The organism is Sulfitobacter sp. LC.270.F.C4 (assembly GCF_032922545.1).
In the GTDB taxonomy this organism is placed as follows: domain Bacteria; phylum Pseudomonadota; class Alphaproteobacteria; order Rhodobacterales; family Rhodobacteraceae; genus Sulfitobacter; species Sulfitobacter profundi.
In genome coordinates this window covers 162566-183180 of record NZ_CP136692.1, presented here as the reverse complement: position 1 = coordinate 183180, position 20615 = coordinate 162566, and the positions used below count along the sequence as shown (strand labels likewise).

General features: G+C 63.5%; 22 protein-coding genes. 11 read left to right on the top strand and 11 right to left on the bottom strand.

Annotation, left to right across the window (positions count from 1 at the left end; translation table 11 throughout):
* Positions 1-6 precede the first annotated feature (6 nt).
* The 3 genes from accD (at position 7) to R1T45_RS04715 (ending at position 2516) form a co-directional block, all read left to right on the top strand.
* Entirely contained in the window at positions 7-966 is a 960-nt protein-coding gene (gene accD, locus R1T45_RS04725) for an acetyl-CoA carboxylase, carboxyltransferase subunit beta (protein ID WP_067941664.1), read from the top strand.
* Complete coding sequence (locus tag R1T45_RS04720) at positions 963-2234, top strand: folylpolyglutamate synthase/dihydrofolate synthase family protein (protein WP_317390251.1); 1272 nt, start codon at positions 963-965, stop codon at positions 2232-2234. Before accD ends, R1T45_RS04720 begins: the two co-directional genes overlap by 4 nt.
* A gap of 96 nt (positions 2235-2330) precedes the next feature.
* A complete protein-coding gene (locus R1T45_RS04715; RefSeq protein ID WP_067629297.1) occupies positions 2331-2516 on the top strand; it encodes a hypothetical protein in 186 nt (61 codons plus the stop codon).
* Between the two features lie 18 nt (positions 2517-2534).
* On the opposite strand, the gene zapE is transcribed toward R1T45_RS04715, so the two are convergent.
* From zapE to R1T45_RS04695, 4 genes are all read right to left on the bottom strand, one after another.
* The gene (gene zapE, locus R1T45_RS04710) at positions 2535-3593 is read right to left on the bottom strand and encodes a cell division protein ZapE (RefSeq protein WP_317390250.1); all 1059 of its coding nucleotides are present in this window, start codon (positions 3591-3593) and stop codon (positions 2535-2537) included.
* Between the two features lie 239 nt (positions 3594-3832).
* The gene (locus R1T45_RS04705) at positions 3833-4738 is read right to left on the bottom strand and encodes a LysR family transcriptional regulator (RefSeq protein ID WP_067629295.1); all 906 of its coding nucleotides are present in this window, start codon (positions 4736-4738) and stop codon (positions 3833-3835) included.
* A gap of 144 nt (positions 4739-4882) precedes the next feature.
* Positions 4883-5824 carry a zinc transporter ZntB gene (locus R1T45_RS04700; RefSeq protein ID WP_132443847.1) on the bottom strand — a complete coding sequence of 314 codons (942 nt, stop codon included), beginning with the start codon at positions 5822-5824 and terminating at the stop codon, positions 4883-4885.
* Between the two features lie 82 nt (positions 5825-5906).
* Positions 5907-7934: an NADPH-dependent 2,4-dienoyl-CoA reductase gene (locus R1T45_RS04695; RefSeq protein ID WP_317390249.1), complete on the bottom strand. Its 2028-nt coding sequence runs from the start codon at positions 7932-7934 to the stop codon at positions 5907-5909.
* Positions 7935-8105: 171 nt separating this feature from the next.
* Between R1T45_RS04695 and R1T45_RS04690 the strand changes: the two genes are divergently transcribed.
* Genes R1T45_RS04690 through R1T45_RS04680 form a run of 3 tightly spaced genes read left to right on the top strand, consistent with a single transcriptional unit; the run spans position 8106 to position 9219 of the window.
* Positions 8106-8261 carry a hypothetical protein gene (locus tag R1T45_RS04690; protein WP_162931885.1) on the top strand — a complete coding sequence of 52 codons (156 nt, stop codon included), beginning with the start codon at positions 8106-8108 and terminating at the stop codon, positions 8259-8261.
* Positions 8258-8740, top strand: a complete 483-nt coding sequence (locus tag R1T45_RS04685) for an RNA pyrophosphohydrolase (RefSeq protein ID WP_132443845.1) — start codon at positions 8258-8260, stop codon at positions 8738-8740. Before R1T45_RS04690 ends, R1T45_RS04685 begins: the two co-directional genes overlap by 4 nt.
* The gene (locus R1T45_RS04680; protein WP_317390248.1) at positions 8737-9219 is read left to right on the top strand and encodes a hypothetical protein; all 483 of its coding nucleotides are present in this window, start codon (positions 8737-8739) and stop codon (positions 9217-9219) included. Before R1T45_RS04685 ends, R1T45_RS04680 begins: the two co-directional genes overlap by 4 nt.
* A 36-nt stretch (positions 9220-9255) precedes the next feature.
* Here R1T45_RS04680 and R1T45_RS04675 read toward each other — a convergent pair whose 3' ends face one another.
* Genes R1T45_RS04675 through nth form a run of 3 tightly spaced genes read right to left on the bottom strand, consistent with a single transcriptional unit; the run spans position 9256 to position 11479 of the window.
* A complete protein-coding gene (locus tag R1T45_RS04675) occupies positions 9256-9849 on the bottom strand; it encodes a GNAT family N-acetyltransferase (protein WP_132443844.1) in 594 nt (197 codons plus the stop codon).
* On the bottom strand, positions 9849-10838 hold the full coding sequence (locus R1T45_RS04670; RefSeq protein ID WP_317390247.1) for an adenosine kinase: 990 nt from the start codon (positions 10836-10838) through the stop codon (positions 9849-9851). Before R1T45_RS04670 ends, R1T45_RS04675 begins: the two co-directional genes overlap by 1 nt.
* The gene (gene nth / locus R1T45_RS04665) at positions 10835-11479 is read right to left on the bottom strand and encodes an endonuclease III (RefSeq protein WP_317390246.1); all 645 of its coding nucleotides are present in this window, start codon (positions 11477-11479) and stop codon (positions 10835-10837) included. The genes R1T45_RS04670 and nth overlap by 4 nt, the downstream gene beginning before the upstream one ends.
* Positions 11480-11588: 109 nt before the next feature.
* Between nth and R1T45_RS04660 the strand changes: the two genes are divergently transcribed.
* Both R1T45_RS04660 and R1T45_RS04655 read left to right on the top strand, forming a co-directional pair.
* Entirely contained in the window at positions 11589-12491 is a 903-nt protein-coding gene (locus tag R1T45_RS04660) for a bifunctional helix-turn-helix domain-containing protein/methylated-DNA--[protein]-cysteine S-methyltransferase (protein WP_317390245.1), read from the top strand.
* A gap of 99 nt (positions 12492-12590) precedes the next feature.
* On the top strand, positions 12591-13247 hold the full coding sequence (locus tag R1T45_RS04655; protein WP_067629273.1) for an OmpA family protein: 657 nt from the start codon (positions 12591-12593) through the stop codon (positions 13245-13247).
* A gap of 59 nt (positions 13248-13306) precedes the next feature.
* Here R1T45_RS04655 and R1T45_RS04650 read toward each other — a convergent pair whose 3' ends face one another.
* Entirely contained in the window at positions 13307-14344 is a 1038-nt protein-coding gene (locus R1T45_RS04650) for an NAD(P)/FAD-dependent oxidoreductase (protein WP_317390244.1), read from the bottom strand.
* Between the two features lie 58 nt (positions 14345-14402).
* Here R1T45_RS04650 and mnmD point away from each other — a divergent pair, with 58 nt between their 5' ends.
* Together mnmD and R1T45_RS04640 are read left to right on the top strand one after the other, a co-directional pair.
* Entirely contained in the window at positions 14403-15077 is a 675-nt protein-coding gene (gene mnmD / locus R1T45_RS04645; protein WP_317390243.1) for a tRNA (5-methylaminomethyl-2-thiouridine)(34)-methyltransferase MnmD, read from the top strand.
* Entirely contained in the window at positions 15074-15967 is an 894-nt protein-coding gene (locus tag R1T45_RS04640) for a DMT family transporter (protein WP_120351998.1), read from the top strand. The genes mnmD and R1T45_RS04640 overlap by 4 nt, the downstream gene beginning before the upstream one ends.
* Here the strand turns inward: R1T45_RS04640 and R1T45_RS04635 are convergent.
* Positions 15932-17896, bottom strand: coding sequence for a lytic transglycosylase domain-containing protein (locus R1T45_RS04635; protein ID WP_317390242.1), 1965 nt, complete (start codon positions 17894-17896; stop codon positions 15932-15934). The two genes, R1T45_RS04640 and R1T45_RS04635, sit on opposite strands and share 36 nt — an antisense overlap.
* 124 nt (positions 17897-18020) lie before the next feature.
* Between R1T45_RS04635 and dapA the strand changes: the two genes are divergently transcribed.
* Positions 18021-18896 carry a 4-hydroxy-tetrahydrodipicolinate synthase gene (gene dapA / locus R1T45_RS04630; protein WP_067941085.1) on the top strand — a complete coding sequence of 292 codons (876 nt, stop codon included), beginning with the start codon at positions 18021-18023 and terminating at the stop codon, positions 18894-18896.
* Between the two features lie 61 nt (positions 18897-18957).
* Here dapA and R1T45_RS04625 read toward each other — a convergent pair whose 3' ends face one another.
* Positions 18958-19833, bottom strand: a complete 876-nt coding sequence (locus R1T45_RS04625) for a dimethyl sulfoxide reductase anchor subunit family protein (protein ID WP_317390241.1) — start codon at positions 19831-19833, stop codon at positions 18958-18960.
* Complete coding sequence (locus R1T45_RS04620) at positions 19833-20597, bottom strand: 4Fe-4S dicluster domain-containing protein (protein ID WP_317390240.1); 765 nt, start codon at positions 20595-20597, stop codon at positions 19833-19835. Before R1T45_RS04620 ends, R1T45_RS04625 begins: the two co-directional genes overlap by 1 nt.
* Positions 20598-20615: the final 18 nt, after the last annotated feature.

Sequence of the window (20615 nt, the reverse complement as noted above, 5' to 3'; positions counted from 1 at the left end):
CTGCCAATGAACTGGATCACAAACTACGTCCGTCCGCGTATCAACTCGATCTTCTCGCGCCGCGAGACGCCGGACAACCTGTGGACCAAGTGTAACGAATGCGGCACCATGCTGTTTCACCGCGAGTTGGCGGACAATCTAAACGTCTGCACCAACTGCGGCCACCACATGCACATCAGCCCGCGCGAGCGGTTCAAGGCGCTGTTCGACGGTGGCATCTTTACCGAGGTGAAGGTTCCTGCGCCCACGCCAGACCCGCTGCATTTCAAAGATCAGAAACGCTATCCCGACCGGATGAAGGCCGCGCAAAAGCAGACGGGCGAGCATGAAGCCATGCTCGTGGTCACGGGTGAGATTGGCCGCACGCCGATTGTATCTTGCGCGCAGGACTTCTCGTTCATGGGCGGCTCCATGGGCATGTATGTGGGCAATGCGATCATTGCCGCCGCCGAGGAAGCGGTGAAGCTGAAGCGCCCTCTGGTGCTATTCTCCGCCGCTGGTGGCGCGCGGATGCAAGAAGGTATCCTCAGCCTGATGCAGATGCCGCGCACCACGGTCGCCGTGCAGATGCTGAAAGAAGCGGGCCTGCCCTATATCGTTGTGCTGACCCACCCCACGACCGGCGGCGTCACCGCGTCCTATGCGATGTTGGGCGACGTGCAGATTGCCGAGCCGAACGCGCTGATCTGCTTTGCCGGGCCGCGTGTGATCGAACAGACCATCCGTGAAAAACTGCCCGAGGGCTTTCAGCGGGCGGAATATCTGCTCGACCATGGCATGCTCGACCGGGTGACCAAGCGGACCGAGATGCGTGATGAATTGATCACCATTACCCGCATGCTGATGGGCCTGCCGCCCGCCGTGCGCGGTGACCTGCCCGCGCCCGAAGAAGTGGAGGTGGCCGAGGCCGCCGCCGCTGTTCAGGCCGCAGCGGAGTTGCCCGCCGATACGCCTAAGAAGAAATGAGCACGCCTTCATCGGATGTCATCCTTGAACGGATGATGGCGCTGCATCCCAAAATCATCGATCTGACGCTCGACCGGATGTGGCGGCTGCTTGACGCTTTGGGCAACCCCCAAAACGGCCTGCCGCCGGTGATCCACATCGCGGGCACCAATGGCAAAGGGTCGACCCAAGCGATGATTCGCGCGGGGCTAGAGGCGGCGGGCAAGACGGTGCACGCCTATACCTCACCCCATCTGGCGCGGTTTCATGAGCGTATTCGCGTTGCAGGGCAGCTGATCTCAGAACCCGATCTGGCGGCCGTGTTAGAAGAATGCCACGCTGCCAACGGTGGCGAAGAGATCACCTATTTCGAGATCACCACCTGCGCCGCCATCCTCGCTTTTTCGCGCAGCAGAGCCGATTACACGCTGCTGGAGGTGGGGCTAGGCGGGCGCTTGGATGCGACAAATGTGATCGGCCCGGCGCTGACCGTGATCACCCCGGTGTCGGTCGATCATCAGCAGTATTTGGGCGAAACGCTGGCCGAAATCGCGGGCGAGAAGGCTGGCATCATCAAGCGTCTTGTGCCCTGTGTGGTCGGCCCGCAGCAAGACCCCGCGCTTGAGGTGATCGAAGACCGCGCCGCGAAACTGGGCGCGCCGCTTTTGGCCTATGGCCAGCAATGGCATGTCGCGCCCGAAGCAGGGCGCATGGTCTATCAAGATGAGCGCGGCTTGCTTGATCTGCCGCGCCCCAATCTGCCCGGCGACCATCAGATCATGAACGCGGGGGCCGCGCTGGCGGCGCTGCGCCAGCTTGGGATCGATGCAGAGGCTTGCGAGGCTGCAGTGACGCAGGCGCAGTGGCCCGCGCGGATGCAGCGGCTGTCAGAGGGGCCGCTGGCCCGCATGGCGCCCGAGGGTGAGCTCTGGCTGGATGGCGGGCACAACCCCGCCGCAGGCGTGGCGCTGGCCGCGACGCTGGCCGCTTTGCCGAAACGCCCGACGCATCTAATCTGCGGCATGTTGAACACCAAGGATATCGCCGGATACTTGCGCCCCTTGGCGGCAGAGGCGGCAAGTCTGACCGCCGTGTCGATCCCCGGCGAGGCGGCGACCCTACCTGCCGAGGCGACGGCCAAAGTGGCGCGTGATGTCGGGTTCGAGACCGCCGAGGCCGAGAATGTCACCGCGGCGCTCAAGGCGATCATCGCCCGCGAACCCCATGCGCGTGTGCTGATCTGCGGCTCACTCTACCTTGCCGGTAGCGTGTTGCGTGAAAACGTCTAGTTAACCATATTTGGGTGTACCGCTGCTGCGAAGTGCAGATGTGGTGTATCTTGGTCTTAGGAAGTCTCCCCTTTCGAATTTGACCGAGGTGTCCCCATGCGCAATTTCAGCCAGTCCGCGCGTCACGATCAGGACGATGCACGGAAATATCAATTTATCTTCATGGCCATAGGTGTCGCCATCATCGCAGGCGGCCTGTGGTGGCTTTATGAAGTCGAGCGGCCCTATCACCCGATTTTGCAGGGCAATGACCTGCATATGCAGCCGGTAAGTGATTCCTGATTTGGCGGCAGGGGGCGGTCAGCGCCCCCAGTCTTCCCCCTGCATTTCGCGCAGTCTGGAGGCTGTGCGCTCGAACTCAAAGGTGCCTTCGCCTTCGAGATAGAGCATTTCCGGCGCGGCGGCGGCAGAGCAGATCAGCCGCACCTTGGCCTCATAAAGCGCGTCGATGAGCGTGACAAAGCGCTTGGCCTCGTTAAAGTTCGAGCGGCCGAGGGTGGGGATGTTGTCCAGCAGTAGCACCCGCACGGCCTGCGCCAGCGCGAGGTAATCCGCGGCCCCCAAGGGCTGCCCGCAAAGCGCGTGGAAACCGGCGCGGGCCATGCCGTTGTGAAAGGCCGGGATCACCACTTCGCGGCCCTTCACGTGGAGGGTCAGCGGCTCGCCCTTTGTGCCTGCCAGATCGTCCCAAACCGCATCCATCGCGGCGCGGCTCTCGGCGTTGACGGGGGTGAAATAGACCTGCGACCCGGCCAGCCGATCTTGGCGGTAGTCGGTCGGGCTGGCAAGTTCATGCACCACCATGCGCTCTTTGATGAGGTCGATGAAAGGGACAAACACCTCGCGGTTGATGCCGTTTTTATACAGGTCATCGGGCAGGCGGTTGGAGGTGGTGACGACCACGACCCCGGCGGCAAAAAGCGCCTCGAACAGGCGGCCCACGATCATCGCGTCGGTGATGTCGGTGATCTGCATCTCGTCGAAAGCGAGCAGGCGCACGCTGTCGGCCACATCGCGGGCAACGGGCGCGATGGCGTCATCCACGCCGGTCTTGCGGACCTCATGCATGGCGTTGTGGATTTCCTGCATGAAGGCGTGGAAATGCACCCGGCGCGCGGGCACGTCGGGCAGATGCGCCACGAACATGTCCATCAGCATCGACTTGCCGCGCCCCACGCCACCCCAGAGGTACAGCCCCTTGGGCGGTTCGGGCGCCTTGCGAAAGAAGCTTTTCTTCGGCGGGTGGGCCAGCGCATCGCGGATGCGGTCAAACTCCGCCATGACGGTTTCTTGGGCCGGGTCGGCCTGTAGCTTGCCCTCGGCGACAAGCCGGGCATAGGTTTCGCGCATATTGCTCATGGCGGGAGAGATAGCGTGCTGGTGGGGGAGAGGAAAGGTGGTCTTGTGTGGCAGAGTGCGAAGCAACTGAGGGCCATCGGCTGCCCGCGGGTCGGCGATCCGCGGCAGGTCGCTGCCACTTTATGGCTCAACCATGATGTGCGTTTGCCAAGTCCCACCCAGCCGTACTAAATCGCCTACCCGTCCGGGCGGGCAGGCGATGGCCCGGCGCCTGCGGCTTGATTCCGGGCCGAGTGTGTTTACCAGTCCGTCGGCCCCTTCTCGGCAAATTCATGCACGAGGAAGTCGATGAACGCCCGCACCTTGGGCTGGGTGAACCGGCCCGGAGGATAGACGGCGTAGATGCCCTGCGTCTCCAGCGGCAGTTCGGGGATGGCATCCTCGACCAACCCTTTCTCCATCGCATCGGCGTAAAGAAAGCTTGGCAGATAGGCGATCCCCAGTCCCGAAATCGCGGCGTTCAAAAGGCTCTGCCCGTCATTGACCGACAGCCAGCCCGCCGTGCGGACCTGCCGCTTTTCACCCGAAGGTGCGGTCAGTTTCCACACATTGCCAGACGACTGGTTCGAGTAATGCAGCAGCTTGTGATTGTTCAGATCATCGATCTTTTCCGGCCGCCCGTACTGCTCGAAATACTTCGGGCTGGCGATCATGCGTTTGGTCGTCTCGGTCAGCTTGCGCGCGCGCAGGGTGCTGTCCTCCAACTCTCCGATGCGCACGGCCATGTCGAACCCTTCCGAGATTAGCTCAACGTAGCGGTTGTTCAGCACCATGTTCACCGTGATGTCGGGAAAGTCCTGCAAGAACTCCGACAAAGCGGGCGACAGGTGATTGACGCCGAAATCCGTCGCCACCGAAATCCGCAACAGCCCCGAGGGCGCGGATTGCATCGAGGTGACCAGCGCATCGGCCTCGCCTGCGTCGTTCAGCACGCGGCGGGCGCGGTCGTAATAGGCCAGCCCGATCTCCGTGGGCGACACGCGGCGGGTGGTACGGTTAAGCAACCGCGCCCCCAAGCGGGCCTCAAGTGAGGATACATGCTTTGAGACGGCGGATTTCGAGATCCCCATCTTCTTGGCAGCATCTGTAAAGCCGCCTTGATCCACCACTGTGGCAAACGCTTCCATTTCCGTAAGGCGGTCCATTGCCTGTCCCTTCGCATTGATCTTGTTGCCCTCAGGTATGGGCGGCAATTCAGGCAGGATCGGGGCAGAGGCAAGACAGTCCCGTGGTCTTTGCAGGGATCGTTCATGGCATGGAAACGGCAGGACAATCCGTTTCCGAGGGGCTTACAGCCAGCGCAGCCATTTCAGAACCGCCAGCATGAGCGCGGCGAGGCCCACCATGGCAAGGCAAAGGACGGCAAAGGCGCGCGGATCGTCCACGCCGGGCATCCCGCCGACGTTCACGCCGAAAAGCCCGGTCAGAAACCCCAGCGGCAGGAACACGGCGGCGGCGATCGACAGCACATAGCCATGGCGCGCTTGGCGTTGGGCGACTTGGTTGTCGTGTTCGTCCTGTACCGTGACAATGCGCTCTTGCAGGGCGTCCAGTTCCTCCACCACGATGGCGGTGCGGTTGGCCAACTCGCGCAGCTTCATCGAATCGACATTCGGGATCAGCGGCAGGTCTAGGTCCGCCAACCGTTCCAACGCGCTGCGCTGCGGGGCGAGGTAGCGTTCGAGTTTGATCGTGCTGCGGCGGGTGACGGGCAGGTCTTTGGGCGGCGGGGTGCTGAGGTCTTCGAGGTCGGTTTCGTAGAAAGCCGTGCGGTCCGCCAGCCGCGCCACTTCGATCTGCACCCGTGCGGTCAACCTTGAGACCAGCGCTTCGAGGAAGGCCGAAGGCCGGGGCGGGGCGTTGCTCTGGGCGGCCAGCGCGCGCAATTCGTCGATGGCAAAGACCCGGCGCATCCGCACAGTAATCACCACCGCATCCGTCACCCACATCCGGACCGAGACCATCTGGTCGGCCTGCTGCCCTTCGTTCAGGTTGATGCCGCGCAGATTGAGGATCAGACCGTCCTCATATTCATCGCAGCGCGGGCGCGTTTCGGGTTGCAGCAATGCACCCGCCGGGATCTCGGGCAGGTGTTCGGCCAGCCATGGTGCCAGCGCGGGATCGGCCATGTCGAAATGCCACCAACGGTAGCGCGCAGGCCCGGTCAGTTGGGTGTCTTCGGGCACCGTGGTGGTGCCGTCATCAGATATGTCAAAGACGCAGAGGGGCATGGTCACCTATTGGCTGGCAAAAGCGGTCAGGCGATTTAGCGGGTTGCGCGCGCCGGGTGCAAGGGCGCGCGCAGTGCGGGTGCTAAAGGGCAGCAGCCAGACGTGTGCCCTGATTGATCGCGCGTTTCGCGTCGAGTTCTGCGGCCACGTCGGCACCGCCGATCACATGACAGGGGGTGCCGCTGGCCTCTAGGGTGTCGGCAAGACTGCGGTCAGAAAGTTGTCCGGCGCAGAGCACGATGGTGTCGGCCTCGATCAGCGTGGGGTTCTCGCGCGCCTCGCCGAAGGAAATGTGCAGGCCGGACCCGTCGATACTTTCGTAGTTCACGCCCGCGATCATCTTCACGTCGCGCATGGTGAGAGAGGCGCGGTGAATCCAGCCCGTGGTCTTGCCCAAGCCTTTGCCGGGCTTGCTGGTCTTGCGTTGCAGCATGGTGATCTCCCGCGCAGGTGCCGGGGGTTGCGGGCCTTCGGGGGCCAACCCGCTGCGGTGCGCACCCGGATCGGTGACGCCCCATTCGCGCATCCATTCGGGCAGGTTCAGCGTGCTGCTCTCGCCGTCGTGCACCAGATGTTCCGACACGTCGAAGCCAATCCCGCCCGCGCCAATCACGGCGACACGCTGGCCGACCTTTGCCGTGCCGTTCAGCACGTCGATGTAGCTGACCACGTTGTCGCCGTCTTGGCCGGGGATTTGTGGGTCACGCGGCACAACGCCGGTGGCGATGATGACCTCGTCGAAGCCGCGAAGCGCGTCCGCCGTGGCCTCGGTCTCAAGCTGCACGGTCACGTCGTGGACCTTGAGCATGGTGCGGTACCAATCGACCAAGCCCCAGAACTCCTCTTTTCCCGCCACTTGCTTAGCGAGGTTGAGTTGCCCGCCGATCTCGCTCGCGCGGTCTATCAAGGTGACCTTATGGCCGCGCTCGGCAGCCGTGATTGCGGCGGACAAGCCCGCAGGGCCAGCACCGACCACGGCCACGGATTTCGCCGCCGCTACCGGTTCGATTCGCAATTCCGTCTCATAGCAGGCGCGCGGGTTTACAAGGCAGGTGGAGATCTTGCCGCCGAAAGTATGGTCGAGGCAGGCTTGGTTGCAGGCGATACAGGGGGCGATCCGCTCAGCCTGACCGGCCTTGGCCTTGGCAAGGAAATCGGCATCGGCCAGCATCGGCCGCGCGAGGCTGACCATATCGGCGCAGCCCTCCGCAAGCACCTCTTCGGCGACCTCGGGCGTGTTGATCCGGTTCGAGGTAATGAGCGGGATGCCCACCTTGCCCATCAGCTTTTTCGTGACCCAAGCAAAGGCCGCGCGCGGCACCGAAGTGGCGATGGTGGGGATGCGCGCCTCGTGCCAGCCGATGCCGGTGTTGATGATATTGGCGCCCGCCTTCTCGACCTCTTGGGCCAGTTGCACGACCTCCTCAAAGGTCGATCCGTTGGGGATGAGGTCGATCATCGACAGCCGGTAGATCAGGATGAAATCTTCGCCCACCGTTTCGCGCACCCGGCGCACCACCTCCAGCGGCAGGCGCATGCGGTTCTCATAAGACCCGCCCCAGCGGTCCTCGCGCTTGTTGGTATGGGTGACGAGGAACTGGTTCAGAAAGTAGCCCTCCGAGCCCATGATCTCTACCCCATCATAGCCCGCCTCTCGCGCGCGCAGGGCGCAGGCGGCGATGTCGGCAATCTGTTTCTCAATGCCTTCCTCGTCGAGCTCTTTGGGCGCGAACATGGAGATGGGGGATTTGATCGCGCTTGGAGCCACGCATTCGGGTGTAAAGGCATAGCGGCCCGCGTGCAGGATTTGCATGGCGATCTTGCCGCCCGCTTCATGCACCCGCTGGGTGATGATGCTGTGGTTGTCCACGTCCTTCTGGCTGACCATCATTGCCGCCCCATGGGCCACGGCACCTTCGCGGTTCGGCCCGATGCCGCCGGTGACCATCAGCCCCACATCGCCCCGCGCCCGTGCCGCATAGAACTCCGCCACGCGGTTCCAGTCGCCGGTTTCCTCCAGCCCGGTATGCATCGACCCCATCAGCAAACGGTTCTTCAGCGTGGTAAAACCAAGGTCGAGCGGGGCAAGCAGGTGGGGGTAATCGGACATGGCTTTACCTTTCTGGGTGGGCTGGGTCACTGTGACACCATCGGAAACGGCAGGGCAAGTCACGCGAAACGCCGCGTCATCCGCGCGGCTCACGGCGGGTCAAGACAGAGGTGTTGGATGGGGCTGGGAGGGGTAGAGCTGCGCTCTATGACTGGGTCGAGCAGGCAGCGATTGCCGAAGGGCGAGGCCCGGCTGTCGACCCATGCCAGCCTCCTGATGGCGCGCCCTGCCTTTGAGGCTATGGGCTTTCGTGTTATCGCAGCAGAGCGCATCGCACGGTCAGGTGAATATCTGGACCGCTTTGAAATGGAGAAGATACTGACATGACCCCCGAAGAGATTGCCAAACTGCCCTACCGTGCTTGCGTCGGCGTGATGCTGGTGAATGCTGAGGGCGAGGTCTTTGTCGGCCAGCGGCGCGACCGGGATCAGGACGCTTGGCAGATGCCCCAAGGCGGGGTGGACAAGGGCGAGGCCGCGCCCGATGCGGCCCTGCGCGAGTTGGAGGAAGAGACCGGCATCCCCCGCGATCTGGTGCGGATCGAGGCCGAGACTTCCCGTTGGCTGCCCTATGATCTGCCGCATGAACTGGTGCCCAACATCTGGAAAGGCCGCTACCGGGGGCAGGAACAAAAATGGTTCCTCATGCGTTTTCTGGGGCAGGACGATCAGGTCAATATCCAGACGGCCGAACCTGAATTCTCGGAATGGCGTTGGATGCCCGCAGATCAACTGGTCGCGAATATCGTGCCGTTCAAACGCGCGGTATATACGGCAGTTCTTGAAGAGTTTGAGGAGAAGTTATGACACGGATCATCGCCTGCGCCCTCGCCACCTTGGCCCCGCTGCCCGCGCTTGCGCTCAGTTGTCTGCCCCATTCAGTCGAGGCGACCTATCAACGCGCGGCCAAGGCCGAAGAGAGCTATGTCGTGGTGCAGGGGCGTCTGACCTTTGACGCCGCCGCCTTGCCAAAGACCGGCAAAGTCGGGAGCAACCCGCCCGAAGAGACGCCGCTCCGGGCGCAAATCAGCGGCAAGGCGTTGTCGGAAGGGGGCTTTGACGTGCCCTTTGACCGGCCGTTGATGCTCAACGTCCTGTGTTTCGGCCCGTGGTGCGGCTCTGCCGAGGAAGGGGACGTTCTGGCCTTTCTCGAACGCAAACCGGATGGGGCCTATGCACTGGAAAGCAACCCCTGCGGCGGCGACCTCTTTGGTTCGCCGAAGCCTGCAATGGTCGACAAGGTGATCGCTTGTTTCCAAGGGGCAGAGTGCACGCCGGTTCGGTGATCCGGCGGCAGTTTTACCCTTCGCCCTTCGCCGTTCCTACCCTTCGATAAGCGGCACTTGCGGCGCCGCATCGCGCGGCAGCAGGCCGGTCAGGCGCGGATCATCGTCGATCTCGACCTGACGGCGAACGGGGGTGAAGCCTGAGCGCACATAAAACCCAAGCGCCTGCGGGCTGTCGTTAGTGCAGGTGTGCAGGTGCAGCCGGGTGATCGGCTGTTCCCAAGCCAGGGTGATCGCTTGGTTCATCAGATACCGCCCTGATCCACTGCCAATCAGCGCCGAGGTCAGCCCGAAATAGGCCAGTTCGCAGGTGCCATCTTCGGGGAAGTTCAGCTCTAGCAGCGCCTCGTCCTTGCCATCGCGGGTCAGTGTATAGAAGGCCCGTGCCGGGTCTTGCAGCACCGCGGTGAGAGCTGCGTCATCCAGTTTGAGCCGCCCGTACCAGAGCCAATCCATCCCGACGCGCCGGAAAATGTCGCGAAACCAGTCGAGCGTCGGTGTGACCTTCCGAAAGGTGACTCCCTCTGGCAGGGGCACCTCCCGCAGGCTGGGTTTGGCGTCCATTTCCAAATGGGTCACCACCACCGCAAGTTTGCCGGGGGGAACATCGTGAAAGCCGCTTTCAATCATCAGACCAGCCCTTCGGCCTTGAACAGGGCCATGATGTCAGTCTGGGGGCGGGGGCCGATGTGGCGGATCACCTCGCCTGCGCAGATGTTGCCCATGCGGCCACAGGTCTCCAGATCGCGGCCCGTGGCGAGACCATAGAGGAAGCCCGCCGCGAATTGGTCGCCTGCGCCCGTGGCATCCACCGGCACGACCTTTTCGACCGGCACGTCGACACGTTCCTCGCCCCGCACCAAGGTGACCCCGTCGCCCGACCGGGTGCAGACCACCAGCGGGCAAATCTCGGCGGTTTTGGCCAGCGCGGCTTCGGTATCGTCGGTTTCCCAGAGGGCGCGAATCTCGGCCTCGTTGCCGATGACATAGCCCAGATCGTTCTCGATCAGCGCGAGGAAGTCATCGCGGTGACGCTCCACACAGAAGGGATCGGAGATGGCGATCCCCGCCATGCCGCCGCCCGCCGTCGCCGCCCGCGCCGCCTCGCGGAATGCGGTTTTGCCGGCACCGTGGTCAAAAAGATAGCCCTCAAGGAACATCAGCTTGGCCTTTTCCGTCACCGTTTGCGGCACGTCAGCCGAGGTCAGTCCGGTCGAGATGCCGAGGTATGTGTTCAGCGACCGTTCCCCATCCGGGGTGACGAAGATCATGCAGCGCGAGGTTGGGTTCTCCCCCTCGGTCACCGGGGCGTTCACGAAATCGATGCCGATGTCGGTCATCGCCTTGGCATAAAACTGGCCCAACTCATCATCGCGCACCCGCCCGATGAACGCGGTCTTGAGGCCCAGCGCGCCCGCGCCCGCGACGGTATTCGCGACCGAGCCGCCCGGCGTCTGCACCCGGTCTTGCATCGCTGTATAGAGGTCTTCGGCGCGGTCACGTTCGATCAATTGCATGATGCCTTTTTCGATGCCGTTCTCGGCAAGGAAAGTGTCATCGGCATGGGAGATCACGTCGACGACGGCGTTGCCGATGCCAACCACTTCGTATTGGGTCATTCTGTCTTGTCCTCGTATTGGCACAGGTCACGGATGATACAGGTGCGGCACAGCGGTTTGCGTGCCTTGCAGTGATAGCGGCCATGCAGGATCAGCCAGTGATGGGCATGGCGCTGGAAATCGGCGGGGATGTTGTCTTCGATGGCGCGCTCGACTGTGTCGACGGTTTTGCCCGGCGCGATGCCGGTGCGGTTGCCAACGCGGAAGATATGCGTGTCCACCGCCTGCGCGGGCTGGCCCCACCACATATTGAGCACCACATTCGCCGTTTTGCGCCCCACCCCCGGCAGCGATTGCAGCGCCGCGCGAGAGTTCGGCACCTCACCGTCGTACTCATCGACAAGGATTTGGCTCAGTTTGATGACGTTCTTGGCTTTCTGACGGTAGAGGCCGATGGTCTTGATATGGTCGATCAGCCCCTCAACCCCCAGATCCAGCATCTTCTGCGGGGTGTCGGCGATTTTGAATAGCTCGCGCGTGGCTTTGTTGACGCCTGCATCGGTCGATTGCGCGCTCAACGCCACGGCCACAACCAGCGTATAGACGTTCACATGTTCCAACTCGCCCTCGGGCTCAGGCTCTGCCTGTTGGAAGCGTGCGAAGATCTCGCGGATGGTATGATAATCAAGTTGGCGGGCCATGGCTCTGGGTATGCGATGAATGACGCGGCAGGGCAAGCGGGGGCGGGCTGCGATACATTGGCGCAAGAAACGGGTCGCGCGGGGGCAGGGGCGTGGCTAATCTAGGGGCATGACACAGATCGCACAGATATCCCCCGCGCCCGAAGATCAGGGTTACCACTATCAAGTGATGCGCCGCGCCATCGCCCTGATCGACGAGGCCGAAGACCCCAAGCAACTGGACTGGATCGCCGGGGAAATGGGCATGTCCGCCGCGCATTTCCAGCGGCTGTTCTCGCGCTGGGTGGGGGTATCGCCCAAGCGCTACCAGCAATATCTGATGCTGGATCAGGCCAAGGTCATGCTGCGCGATCACTTCACTACATTGGCGGCGGCGCATGAGTTGGGGCTATCAGGCAGCGGGCGGTTGCATGATCTGTTCCTGCGCTGGGAGGCGATGAGCCCCGGTGAGTTCGCCCGCAAAGGCGCCGGGCTGACGATCTATTGGGGGTGGTTTGACAGCCCCTTTGGCCCGACGCTGGTGATGGGCACCGACAAAGGCATCTGCGGCTTGGCACTTTCGTCGGAGGTGGGAGAGGACGCAGCGATGGAGGACCTTTGCAGCCGGTGGCCGCTGGCTGAGTTCGTCGAAGCACCCGACCGGCTGCGCCCATGGGTCGACACCGCGTTTGGGATGCAGAAAAACCCCGAAGCGAAGGCACCGCTCTATCTCATCGGTGCGCCGTTTCAGATCAAGGTTTGGGAGGCGCTGTTGAGCATCCCGTCGGGGCAGGTGACCACCTATTCCGAAATTGCGCAGACCGTCGGCAGCCCCCGTGCCGTGCGCGCCGTAGGCACGGCGGTGGGGCGCAATCCGGTGAGTTGGCTGATCCCCTGTCACCGCGCGCTGCGCAAAAGCGGCAGCTTGGGCGGCTATCACTGGGGCCTACCGGTGAAACGGGCGATGCTGGCCTTTGAATCTGCGCGGGCAGAAGCGCAAACTCCCCCATCTGGGCGGGTTTCTGCCGAATAAAGGTTATATGTAATGTTCGCGGGAACATTGAGTGCCTATATTGCGTTCACGTCAAGATGCCCCGCCCGAACGGGGCCCGCAAACATGAAGGCAGTAGACATGATTTCTTCGAAGATGACTTTGGCCGCCGCTCTGGCCGGCGCGATGACACTGGGTGCGTGTACGCAGCCACTGCAGCCCGGCAATGGCGATCCCAACCAGCGGACCAAGAATGGCGCTTTGATCGGTGCGGGCGTCGGGGCCCTTGCCGGTGCGATTTCCGAAGGTGACGGCAAAGGCGCCCTGAAAGGCGCTTTGATCGGCGGCACGATCGGCGCGGGCGTGGGTTACTCGCTTGATAAGCAAGAGGCCGAGTTGCGCGCCGCGATGGACAGCCGTGTGGTCATTACCAACACCGGCGACCGTCTGATCGTGACCCTGCCGCAGGATATCCTGTTCGCGACCGACAGCACCAACGTATCGCCCGCCCTGCGTGACGATCTGGCCGCGCTGGCGCAGAACGTGAACGTTTATCAGAACTCCACCCTGCAGGTCGTCGGCCACACCGACAGCGATGGCGAAGCGGCGTATAACCAGCAGCTTTCCGAGCGTCGCGCACAGGCTGTTGGCAACATCCTGCTGTCCAACGGCGTGCCGCAGCAGCGTTTGCAGACCTTTGGCCGCGGCGAAAGCCAGCCAGTGGCGAGCAACCTGAGTGCCGCAGGCAAGGCGCAGAACCGCCGGGTCGAGATCGTGATCCTGCCCAACGCGCGTTAAGCCGCGACCCTTTGGGAACGGTATTGAACCCCGGCCACTGGCCGGGGTTTTTCTTTGGCCTAGAGGTTATCGGCAACCCTAAAGCCCTCGGGGATGGCATCGCGCCCTTCGAGCAGCAGATTGGCCATCACCTCTGCCACTTTGGGGGCCATACCAAAGCCAATTTTGAACCCGCCATTGGCAATATACTGCCCCGGCCTGCCGGGCCATGCGCCCAGCATCGGCGCGCGGCTGCGGCTGCGCGGGCGCAGCCCGGCCCAGCGTTCGATCACCGGCGCGTCTTGCAAGGCGGGCACCGCCGCGCGGGCCTTGGCGATCACCGCGTCAAGCTGTGCATCGGTGCTGTCGGGGCTGTCATATTCGCGTTCTGTCGTGCCGCCGACTGCCACCGTGCCGTCGAGATGCGGGATCACATGCACCCCATCGGCAAAGAGCTGCGCCGCGCCGCCTTGGTCAAGCTGCAAGAGCGCGGCTTGACCCTTGATCCCTGCGCCAACCAGACGCGGGTGGCCCGCGTTCAGCGTCTCCAACCCCGCGACGCCAGTGGCCCAAAGGACTTTGCCTTGATCCGGGGCTTCGCTGAGTATCTCGACACCCTTCGCCGCCAATGCGGCGACCAATGCGTTGCAGCCGTGGCGCGGGTGGACGAGAGCACTCAGCGTGTCGCGGATCAGCCAACCGGTGGGGCTTGCGGGGGCCCAATCGCTATCCTCGGCACGGATAACCTCCCATTGCGCGCGTCCTTGCCAAAGCGCCGCCGCCGTGGCTTCCCGTTGTCGGGCGAGGGCCAGCGCCGCTTCATCCGCGACAGGCTGCAGGCGCCCGCTGCGGATATACCCCGGCGCGACGCCTCCTGTGGCTGCGACCTCGCCCCAGAATGCCTCAGCGCTCAGAAGGCTGTCGAGTTGAAACGCTTTCTTGGCGTTCCAATTCTCTGGCACATGCGGCGCCAGCGCGCCGACGATCCCGCCCGACGCGCCTGCCGCCGGCCCGGCAGGGTCCACCACCTGCACCGATGCGCCGCGCAGAGCGCAGGCCCAAGCCACCGACAGGCCAAAAATCCCGGCCCCTCTTACGGTTACATCCACCATTGCCATTCCCCGCCAGCTTGCGCAGTGTCTGCGCGACTTCACTCCCCCTCTAGCAGGACGTACCGTGCCAGACCAGAATGCCCAGATCAGCTGGCGCGAGGGCCAAGTGCCCGTCTCGACCCAGTTCGATGATCCCTACTTCAGCCTAGAGGACGGCGCGGCGGAGACCGCCTATGTCTTTCTGGCGGGCAATGACCTGCCAGAGCGGTTTCGCCCCGGTTTTCACATCGCCGAACTGGGCTTTGGCACCGGGCTGAACCTGCTGCTGGCGTGGGACGCATGGATGCGCGCGGGCCACGAAGGGCCGCTGCATTTCACCAGTTTCGAAGCCTACCCGATGCGGCCTGAGGATATGGCGCAGGCCCATGCGGCCTTTCCCGCGCTTGACGGGCGGCGTGATGCGCTGACAGGGGCGTGGGATGGCACCGGCGGCGTGTTGGAACTGCCCGGCCTGCGGGCAGAGATCATCATCGGTGATGCGCGGCAGGCCCTTCCCGCGTGGCAGGGGCAGGCCGATGCTTGGTTCCTCGACGGGTTCTCGCCCGCCAAGAACCCTGAGTTGTGGGGCGATGCTCTGATGGCCGAGGTTGCCCGTCACACCACGCCGGGCGGCACCGCCGCGACCTATACCGCCGCAGGCTTCGTGCGCCGCGCGCTTGGCGCAGGCGGATTCGAGGTCACCCGCATCCCCGGCTATGGCCGCAAACGCCACATGACCCGCGCGCGGATGCCAGCATGAGCCAGTCTAGCGTGCCTCAATCCAACAACATCCCGCTTGGCATCATGCTGATGATCGCCACGACAATGGTCTTTGCCGTCCAAGACGGGCTGTCGCGCCATCTGGCCGAGAACTACAATGTGCTGATGGTGGTAATGATCCGCTATTGGTTCTTTGCCGCTTTCGTTATCGCGCTGGCTCTGCGCAAGGCGGGTGGCATCCGCAAGGCCGCCGCGACCACGCAGCCTGCGGTGCAGATCCTGCGTGGCGTTCTGCTGTCGGCGCAGATATGTACGATGGTGCTTGGCTTTACGATCCTTGGGTTGGTGGAAAGCCATGCTGTCTTCACCTGTTATCCACTGCTGGTGGCGGCGCTCTCGGGCCCGATCTTGGGTGAAAAGGTCGGCTGGCGGCGGTGGGCGGCGATTGGTGTGGGGTTCATCGGGGTGCTGGTGATCCTGCAACCGGGGTTGCGGGTGGTGGACCCTGCCGCCGCGATCCCGCTGGCGGGGGCGGCGATGTTCGCGGTCTACGGGCTGCTGACCCGCTATGTCGCGCGGCGCGACAATACGGCGACGAGTTTCTTCTGGACCGGCGTGACCGGGGCGGCGGTGATGACCGCCGTGGGCGTCTGGTTTTGGGAGCCGATGACACCGGGCAACTGGCTGTTGATGGGCACGCTCTGCATCACCGGGGTGACGGGCCACTGGCTGCTGATCCGCTGTTATGAGGTTGCCGAGGCGAGCGCCGTGCAGCCCTTCGCCTATACGCAGCTGATCTTTACCGTGATTATTGGCCTGTCGGTCTTTAACGAAGTGCTGCGCCCGAGCGTGGTGCTGGGTGCAGGCATGATCGTGGCGGCGGGGCTGTTCACCCTATGGCGCGAACGCCTTCAGCGTCGACCCGGTTAACTCTTCGCTAAAGGGGATCGGCAGCGGGTCTTTCCCCAGACGGGCACGGTAGACGGGCAGGCTTTCGGTCACCCGCATCACGTAGTTCTGCGTCTCGCGGAAGGGGATCATCTCAATCCAATCGACAATGTCGATTTCACCTTTGCGCGGGTCGCCATAGGTCGACATCCAGCGGCGCGGGCGGCGGGGGCCCGCGTTATAGGCGGCTGACATCATGGATACGTTGCCGTCAAACTGCCCGGCCATTTGCGACAGGTAAGTCGCCCCAAGCCGTGCATTGTAGTCGGGGTCGGCGGTCAGGCGGTCTGTGGTGTGCTGGCTAGAGATGCCCAGATCGCGTGCCACGTCTTTCGCCGTGGCGGGCATGATCTGCATCAAGCCCCGCGCGCCGACGCCGCTTTGGACGTTCGGGTCAAACTCGCTTTCGCGGCGCGCGATGGCGAGGGTCATTTCAGTGGCCATCGGCAGGTCTTTCTCGACCAGACTGTGCAGCGCGTAATAGGGGGCGGGCACTTCCAACCCGCGTTGCGCCGCGCGTTTGCCAATCATCACCGCGAGATGCGGCTGGCCTGCGTCGATCGCCGCCTGCCCCAGCAGGGCGATGTCTTCGGGCACCAGTTGCTCTGCCAGGTGGGTCCAGAACCGCTCTGCGGTGGACAGCTCACCCGAGGCTTGCAACAGTAGCCCGGCTTCGAACAAGGGCGCGCGGGCGAGCGGGGATGTTCGCCAGTCTTGGGCAGGGGCCGCGCCCGCCAGCTTTTCGTCGAAGGGAATGCCGCCCCGCTCAGCGGCCAGCAGCCCGTAGAAGGATGTCTGGAACTTTGCCCCCATGGCATAGGCCCGGGCAGCCCCTTCGGCATCGCCCATCGCCTCCAGCGCGCGGCCTTGCCAATAGCCTGCGCGGCCTTGGCTGATCGGGGATTCCACGGCGTTATCGTGGTTTTGAAAGTGGCCCAACGCAGTCGTTGGGTCGTTCAGAAAGCGCAGCGCGATATAGCCCGAAAGCCACTCAAGGTCCGCAAAGTTCGAGCCGTCGGTCAGGAAGTGTTGCGAGGCCAGCCGGTAGGCGGTTTTGGCGTCGCCATTGCGCATCTCGTCCCGCGCCAAGGCGCGGCGGCGGTTGGCCCAAGCGGGGGGCTGGCCCAGCCCCACAGCCGAGGTCGACTTTGCCAGCATCAATGCCTTGGCGTCATCGCGCAGCCCTTTGCGCATCCGCCACTCAAAGCGGTCATGCGCCAGCCCCGGCGCATCGGCCTTTGATGCGGGCAGGGCGTTGATCTTGGTGTTCACATCGCTTTCCAGCTTTTGCAGGGCGATGCGCGTCTCGGCCAGTGCCTTGTCGGCGCTGGAAACCAGGTCGAACATCTGCCGCGCTTCGGAATGCTCGCGCTGCCAAAGCATTTCTTCCAGCCGTGCCACGTGATGCGGGGCCAGAAGGCTGCCGTGTGCGTCGACGAACAATTCCTGACTGGTCGCGTTCATCGGCATGGTGCGCCACGCCAGAACGAGGTTCGCCTCGGCCTCGCCGCGCTGGCCGCTGTCGATCAGTGCCTTGGCATGGGCCAGCACCCCGCGCGGGGTCTGCGGGGCCATGGCCGAAAAGAAATCCAGTATGTCGTCTTGGGACTGCTTGATCACCGCCTCTTCGGTCTGCCGACGCAGATATGCCTCACCGGGCCAATCGGGCCTGCGGTTCAGAAAGTCACGCGCTTCGGCATAAGTGCCCCGCCCGGCGCGCAGGCGGTGCCATTCGATCACATCGACGGCGGCCTGCCCATCGCGGGCGGCCAAGGCCGCAGCCGCGTCCCAATTGCCGCTGCGCATCGCGTCCATCGCCCAGCCCAAAGGGCGCGGGCGCTGCGCTTCCGCAGGCACGGTCAGGACAAAAACACTCATGAGAATCGCCATCAGGCGCGTCATCGCTTGCATTTCCTACGTCTCCGAGGCTAGAGCCTTGCAACATATGGCTCGGGCGACGTTTATCAAACATTAGTCCCCGCAAAAGTCTTCATCCAGTCCGGTTTCCGCCGGCCAGCACTTAAGGAGCGTGCACATGTTCAAAGGCTCTCTGCCTGCCCTCGTCACGCCGTTTCGCAACGGCGCGCTGGATCTGGATACGCTCAAGAAACTTATCGAATGGCACATCGGCGAAGGGTCGAGCGGACTTGTCCCCGTCGGCACCACCGGCGAATCCCCGACGCTGAGCCATGCCGAGCATGAGACCGTCGTCGAAGAGGTGGTCAAAGCCGTCGCTGGGCGCATCCCGGTGATTGCCGGTGCCGGGTCGAACAACACGGTCGAAAGCATCCGTCTTGCCCGCCACGCCGAAAAGGTCGGCGCCGACGCGCTGCTGGTGGTGACGCCCTATTACAACAAACCCACGCAACGCGGGTTGGTGGCGCATTTCACCGCCGTGCACGACTGCTGTGAACTGCCGATCATCATCTATAACATCCCCGGCCGTTCGGTCGTGGATATGCTGCCCGAGACGATGGGCGAGTTGGCCCAGCTGCCGCGCATCGTCGGCGTGAAAGACGCCACCGGCGATCTGGCGCGCGTTAGCGATCAGCGCATCACCTGCGGCCCGGATTTCTGCCAGCTGTCCGGCGAAGACGCCACCGCGCATGGGTTCAACGCCCAAGGCGGCGTTGGCTGTATCTCGGTCACCGCCAATGTCGCACCGCGTCTTTCGGCGCAGATGCAGGCGGCCTGCCTTGAGGGCGATTACGCCAAAGCGTTGGAATTGCAGGATCGACTAATGCCGCTGCACAAGGCGATCTTTACCGAACCGGGGCTGGTTGGCGTGAAATACGCCATGTCGCGGTTGGATCTCTGCTCCGACGAGGTACGTCTGCCGCTGACAGAGCTGACGGACCCGACCAAAGAGCTGGTTGACGCGGGTCTGCGTCATGCGGGTTTGATGAACTAAGGCTGCTTTTTGAGCTGTGAATTGGAATGCAGAGGGGGTGGAGACACCCCCTCTTTTGCGTTCAGCGTTTGCCGTAGTAGATGCCGACCACATGTTCCGCCTGCGCAAAGAACAGCCAGCGCGAGGTCAGCACCCCCGCCGCGTGGCTGAGCACCGCGAGGGCGGCGGCAAGGTGGTGGAACACGGGCGACAACAGCAGCAGCAGCGGCAGCAGCACCATCAGCGCAATCGCGATCACCCGCAGCTTCAGCGCGTGTTTGCGCCCGATCTGATAAACGAACTCTCGCAGCAGGTAGTTGCTGCCAGTATGCGGCGGCTCAAAGGCGCGGACGCTGCCGATATTGCCGAGCCGCGTCGCCGTCGCGATATCGGTGCCCGAGGCCGCCAGCGCCTGATCCCCGCGCCACCATGTGGCGATCTGCACCACACCCGCCAGCGCAAGAAGCAGCATCGCCGCGGTCACTTGCCCGGCCAGCACCGCGCCGCCAGCAATGCTAAGCGAGAGGAAATTCAGCGGCGTCATGACACTGTGCCAGCGCGGCACCGTCTTCATCTGGGTATAAATCATCGCGGTGGTCAGCACCGTCAGCAGCGACAATGCCGCGCCTAACAGCCCCAGCGGCCAAAGCCGCATGTCATAGAACACCAGCCCCGCGCCATACACCGCCATGGTCAGCAGGGCCGCGACCGAGGCCCAAGCCTCACGGCTAAGCCAACTACTGCGCCACTGGGTAAACGCCTTGAGCGCGCGTTCCGGGTGGCCGAGGTGGAATGTCGAAGCGATCAGCCCGCCTACGGCCAAAAGGTAAGCCAGCGCGAAGAAAACGAAGGCCACCCAGCCGGTCACGGCAGGCAGGCCGATGCCTAGCCATGCAAGCAGGCCAAAGCCGAGCCCCGACAGGCTGCTGAACAGGATAACAGATGGTGCCGGATGCATCAGAGCTTCTCCAGAGTGCGGTCAAGCCAGCCGAGGAAGCCTTTGGGGCCGCTGTCGATCGGGGCAAGGAAGGGCGCCAGTATGTCAATCTCCCCATTGTCCTCTGGGCCTTGCAACTGATCGCGCGGGCGGGGCGGCAGGTATTTATTGACCGGCTTGGTGCCTTGCTCGGGCATGAGGTCCACACCGCCACGCTCGGCCACCAATTGGCTGACCGCGCTGTCGGGATCGCCAAGATCGCCAAAATGCCGCGCGCCAGCGGGGCAGGTGCGTACACAGGCAGGCTGGCGGTCTTCTTCGGGCAGGTTCTCGTTATAGATACGGTCGACGCAGAGGGTGCATTTCTTCATCACACCTGCGGCCACGTCCATCTCACGCGCGCCATAGGGGCAGGCCCAGGCGCAGAGACCGCACCCGATACAGTCGCTTTCATTGACCAGCACGATGCCGTCCTCGACGCGTTTGTAGCTCGCTCCCGTGGGGCAGACGGTAACGCAGGGCGCGTCATCGCAGTGCAGGCAGGATTTCGGGAAGTGGACGAGTTGCGCGGCACCGGCCTCGGGCTGCACCTCATAGCTGTGCACGCGGTTGAGGAAGGTGCCCGACGGGTCCGCGCCATAGGCGTCTTGGTCCGACAAGGGCGCGCCGTAGTTCTCGGTGTTCCAACCCTTGCAGGAGATCACGCATGCATGGCAGCCGACACAGGTATCAAGGTCGATCACAAGGCCGAGTTTGCGGTCGGTCTGTTGTGGGAGCGTGGTCATGGCTGGCGGTCCTGAGGG